5 protein-coding genes (2 of these 5 cut by a window edge) are annotated in these 5,000 nt (G+C 64.3%); 4 read left to right on the top strand and 1 reads right to left on the bottom strand.

Annotation, left to right across the window (positions count from 1 at the left end):
- Positions 1-2,023, bottom strand: the 5' portion of a protein-coding gene (locus ACYQOP_RS11095) for a helicase-related protein (protein ID WP_461222393.1). The gene continues 119 nt to the left of window position 1, outside the view; the window shows 2,023 of its 2,142 coding nt (coding positions 1-2,023); it begins with the start codon at positions 2,021-2,023; its stop codon lies off the left edge, out of view.
- A gap of 437 nt (positions 2,024-2,460) precedes the next feature.
- Here ACYQOP_RS11095 and ACYQOP_RS11100 point away from each other — a divergent pair, with 437 nt between their 5' ends.
- The 4 genes in view from ACYQOP_RS11100 to ACYQOP_RS11115 are tightly spaced (each overlapping or abutting the next) and all read left to right on the top strand, a layout consistent with a single transcriptional unit that may run on beyond the window.
- Positions 2,461-3,618 carry an acyl-CoA dehydrogenase family protein gene (locus ACYQOP_RS11100; RefSeq protein ID WP_461222394.1) on the top strand — a complete coding sequence of 386 codons (1,158 nt, stop codon included), beginning with the start codon at positions 2,461-2,463 and terminating at the stop codon, positions 3,616-3,618.
- On the top strand, positions 3,615-4,202 hold the full coding sequence (locus tag ACYQOP_RS11105; RefSeq protein WP_419952412.1) for a class I SAM-dependent DNA methyltransferase: 588 nt from the start codon (positions 3,615-3,617) through the stop codon (positions 4,200-4,202). The genes ACYQOP_RS11100 and ACYQOP_RS11105 overlap by 4 nt, the downstream gene beginning before the upstream one ends.
- Positions 4,180-4,920, top strand: a complete 741-nt coding sequence (locus tag ACYQOP_RS11110) for a cytochrome b/b6 domain-containing protein (RefSeq protein ID WP_461222395.1) — start codon at positions 4,180-4,182, stop codon at positions 4,918-4,920. The genes ACYQOP_RS11105 and ACYQOP_RS11110 overlap by 23 nt, the downstream gene beginning before the upstream one ends.
- A protein-coding gene (locus ACYQOP_RS11115) for a molybdopterin-dependent oxidoreductase (protein ID WP_461222396.1) crosses the window boundary here: on the top strand, positions 4,917-5,000 show its start. 657 nt of this gene lie beyond the right edge of the window; 84 of the gene's 741 nt are visible here — the first part of the coding sequence; it begins with the start codon at positions 4,917-4,919; the stop codon falls past the right edge of the window. The genes ACYQOP_RS11110 and ACYQOP_RS11115 overlap by 4 nt, the downstream gene beginning before the upstream one ends.

Here is a 5,000-nt window from a genome sequence, read left to right on the forward strand (position 1 = left end):
CGAAGGTTTCCGGAAATCGCCGCGATAACCAGAGATAGGCGCTGGCGAGCCGCACCGTTCGCTCCTGGTAATCGAGCTCCCCACTGAGATTGGCACGCAGCGCCGGAACGGTCGTATGCGTGGCCCGGGCCTCCGCCCAGCGCTCCAGCATGGCGACGGCGACTTCATCGCGGCGGTTTACCGGGCAAACCGAAAAGGCGAACTTTTCCTCGATCGGCAGGTGGGCCCGATCGATGACTTTCGCGACATCGAGGATCTCGTCGAGGGCCGAAGGTTGGAACGGCGACCCGGCATAGAATGTGGAGCGCGCGAAATGGGTCATGACCTCGCGGAGACTCTGCGTTCGCATCTCCTCGGCGACGGAGCGAATCGCGATCAGGTCTGGCCGCACGAAGAACCGCGTATCGGCAGCGGGAGCCGTGGGGGCACCTGCTAGCGCCGCGCGGATCGGTTCGATGCCGACCGCATCTGTGGCTGCGACGTAACCGACATCCTGATGTCCGAACCGTCCGGCGCGACCGGCAATTTGACGAATCTCTGAGTTTGTCAGCGCACGCTCGCCGACACCGTCCCATTTCCTTGTGGCGGAAAAGACGATGCGTTTCAGGGGACCGAGGTTGAGGCCCATGCCGATCGCGTCTGTGGTCACCAATACGGTGGCCTCACTGGTACGGAAGCGTGCCGCCTCCGCCCTTCTTACCTCGGGAGACAGGGCGCCGTAGATCGTCGCCACGCTATGTCCGGCCGCGACCAAGATTTCACGATTCTCGTGGACGGCGCGACGCGAGAAGGCGACGACGGCGTCACCCGGCTCCACATTTTCCAAGGGAACCGGTTCCTCCATAAGAACCAGGGGTGTCTTGCGAACGAAGGTGATGACCTCGAGCGATTCGTTGGCGGCCTCCGCCGCGCGCCGGACAGCGGCGAGTGCATCGTCCGACCCGCAGACGATGACGGTCTTCGCCGGGATGCCGAACAGAGCATTGGTCCAGGCCCAGCCCCGGTCCGGGTCGGAGAGCATTTGAATCTCATCGATCACGGCAACATCGATGGGCCGCGTCAGGTCGGCGGTTTCGATGGTCCGCGATGTGTGGGTCGGTCTCTCCTCACCGAGAACCTCTTCGCCGGTCACCATCCCGGCCTTCAGGCCGCGCTCGGCCAATCCCTCGTAATTCTCGAGTGCGAGCAGGCGCAACGGCGCGAGATAGGTGCCGGTCGGGGCGGCCGCCAAATGTTGCAGGGCCGCGTAGGTCTTGCCGGAATTGGTCGGCCCCATATGGAAGATGATGCGGCGGCCAAGGCGTCGGGCGGCCGTGAACTTCTCGATATACGCACCGAACCCGACCTGGTCGCGCAGGCGCCGCAAGCGCGAATCCTCCCTTGCGACGAGCTTCGCGCGTTTCCGCACCGGAGCCAGCGTATCGCTCATGGATCGGCCGAGATTCGGTCCGTCATGGAACACCCGTGAGCGGAGCGAGCGGTCCATATGGTCGATATAGGTGACGGCGTCGGCGCCGACCTCTCGCAGATCCCCGGCGATAGTGTCCCTGAGGCGTTCGAGCGAGGGACGGAGCGTCCGTCCCGTCTTTGCGGTGATCTCGGCGACCGCCGTTCGCAACGTCTCGATGCGCCAGGCCGGGTCGTTGCGCTCCGCCATGCCCGAGACGATGTCACTGGCAACGCCGTCCAGCGGGACCTCGACCCGCACGTCCATGCGACCGCCATCGAGGAGCGGTAGCATCACGCGCACGCGCCATATCAGCGTGTCGTTAGCAGTGATCGTCACCTTCAGCCCCGGCACGCTTCTGGCGACCGCTTCCGCTCCAGCCTTGGCGAAGGCATGCACGGCCTTCATCCGCCGTAGCGCCTTGCCCACACGCGCATCGTCGACGTAACCGCCGAATTCCGGAAGGTCGAGTTGGAGCCGCAGCCCCTCAATATCGACGGAACGTGGCGGAAGGCCGAGGCGGGCGACGGCTTCCATCAGGAGATCGACGGTGGAAGGAACGCGCTTTCGCGCCATGGGGACCGATCCTGGAACGGGTGAGGCAAAAGCCCGGACATGAAGCTCGGCAAAGCCGCGCCGAAGGCGATTGCAGAGCCGCGAGGAGGCTGCCCGATCTCGGACCCGCCGCCTATAACCGATATGGGGATAAACCGGCTTTTTTGGAGTTGTGGATCCCTGGCTGCGAGGATGATGCACGTCATGGGAGGCGATGCTGCCGAACCAGCCCGTCCTACGGTCGTTCACACGTGACCAGCGTTGCCGCCGGTCTGGCGGCCCGGTGGAGCGTCAGATCGCCCGTCATCGGCCGATTAAGAATCCAAGGTAAATCGTAGAATGTCCGCGCCTGGGTGTCGCACGGTGGAAGGCAGAACGAAGTATATCTGTCACGCTATTCCTATGTCATAAATATTTATCATAACGGATGCGACGCCCGCGTGGAGAGGATGAACAGCGTGGACCAACCGACACCGGTCGCCCACACCACTTTCGATCCTACGGATGCAGCGAGGATTGCCGCCAGGGCAGCGGCTGCACGGGCGGCCGAGCATGATCACGATGGCGGGTTTCCCGCGGCCGATGTGGAGCATCTTCGCACGCTCGGCCTGCTTGCCGCGCCGATCCCGCGGGACGAGGACGGCGCCGGGCTTGGCGAAGAACCGGGGGCCGCGGACCTCTGTAGCGTGTTGCGCATCATCGGGAGTGGAAGCCTCGCCCTCGGCCGCATCTATGAGGGCCATGTCAACGCGCTCCAATTGGTCGCGCGCTACGGCGACCGTTCCCAGCGCGCGCGACTGTTCGAAGACGCGCGGCAGGGGCATCTTTTCGGCGTCTGGAACACCGAACTCTTCGATGACGGGCTGAAGCTCGAGGAAGTGGCCGGCGGTTATCGCTTGAGGGCCGGCAAGATCCTCGCATCCGGGGCCGGTTTCGTCAGCCGCCCCTTGGTCACCGCCCGCACGGTTCCCGGCGATCTCGCCTTCATGGTGATACCGGAACTGACGCCTGGGACACGGGCGGATCTGTCCGATTGGCGGGCGCATGGCATGCGTGCCTCGGCGACGGGAAAGGTCGATCTGACCGGCCTCCCTATCGGATCGGGTGAGCTGCTGGGCGAGCCCGATTCCTACTCGCGACAGCCTTATTTCTTCGGTGGAGCCTGGCGTTTCGCTGCCGTCCAGCTCGGTGGGATCGAGGCGGTCATCGACATTTGGCGAGATCACCTCCGCCGGACCGGCCGGGGACCTGATCCCCATCAATCGGCGCGGCTGGGAGAGGGGCTGATCGCCACCGAGACAGCCCGCCTATGGGTGGAGCGCGCCGCCCGTATCGTCTTCGAAGACGATCTCCATCCCGAGCGGATCGTGGCCTATGTTCATCTGGCGCGAACAGCCGTCGAGACAGCGGGACTTGCCGTGCTCCAGCTCGCCCAGCGCTCCGTGGGGCTGCAGGGTTTCCTTCGCGATCATCCCCTCGAACGCGCCTCGCGCGATCTCGCCACCTATCTTCGCCAGCCGGCACCGGATTTCGCGCTGACATCGGCCGCGCGTTATGTCCTTGGTGAGACCGTGTCCGCCGGAGATCTCTGGCGTGATTCCGGAGATGTGCCATGACGCGTCATTCGCAGACGATGCCGCCCGATTATTTCGACAACCGCTACGCCGAGGATCCCGATCCCTGGCAGTTCGCCACAAGCGAATACGAGGCCGCCAAGTATGCGGCGACGCTGGAAGCGTTGCCGAAGCCGCATTACGCGTCGGCGCTGGAGATCGGCTGTTCGATCGGCGTGTTCACCAAGGCGTTGGCAGCCCGATGCGACGCCCTCATCGGTGTCGATACCGCGGAGAAGGCCCTCGAACAGGCACGCGAGCGCTGTCGGGAGGCGCCACATGTGAGCTTTCAGCGGTTGCACGCTCCCGGCCAATGGCCTGCCGGCCGGTTCGACCTAATCCTGATATCCGAGGTCCTCTACTTTTTCGACGCAGCCGACATGCCCCGCCTGGCTGAGCGGATTCTCGGCACGCTCGACACGGGAGGCACCATCGCGCTGGTCCATTGGACCGGGCCGACCCATTATCCGCAGACGGGGGATGCGGCCTCGGACCAGCTCATCGACATCCTCGACTCGTCGATCCACGTCACTCATCGTCATCGCACCGATCGGTACCGGCTCGATGTCCTCACCCGCATCTCCTGACCTTCGCGCGGTGGCGACGGAGGCGGGCCCACAATCCCGCCGCACCGTATTCCGGCATCCGGCCTGGCTGCGATTGACCCATTGGGTGAATGCTGCGGCCTTCCTGGTCCTGCTGATCAGTGGAATCGCCATCCTTCTCGCCCTGCCGCGATTGTTCTGGGGCGAGACGGGGGCCAACGGCGCCCCGGCGTGGCTCGAACTTCCCCTACCGGTGAATCTGGAACAGACCGGCTGGGGCAGAAACCTGCACTTCCTCGCTGCCTGGATCCTGGTGATCAACGGGATCGCCTATCTTCTCCTCGTTCTGGCGAGTGGACATCTTCGCAAGAACTTGGTGCCGAACAGGGATCAACTGTCTGCCGGGCATCTCGCCCGGGAAATCAGTGATCACGTCAGGTTCGAGAAGGCGCGCGGCAACGAGGCGCTCCGGTACAACGCGGTGCAGAAATTCGCTTATCTCGGCGTTGTCCTGATCCTGTTTCCGCTCATGGTGTTCACTGGCCTCACCATGTCGCCGGGCTTCACGACGGCGTTTCCCGAGCTCTTCACCCTGTTCGGTGGCCGCCAATCCGCGCGGACGATCCATTTCCTGGTGGCCAGCCTGCTCGTGTTGTTCCTGCTCGTTCACGTGGCGCAGGTCTTCGTCGGCGGCGCGGCCAATCTCATGCGTTCGATGATCACGGGGCGCTTCACCATCCCCAGGGAGACGGAACGATGACCGATCTTTCCCGGCGTCGGCTTCTAACGGGATCGGCCGGTCTCGTCGGGGCCGGTTTCCTCGGCGGTTGCGATGCGCCG

This window comes from Methylobacterium sp. CM6247, assembly GCF_054817925.1.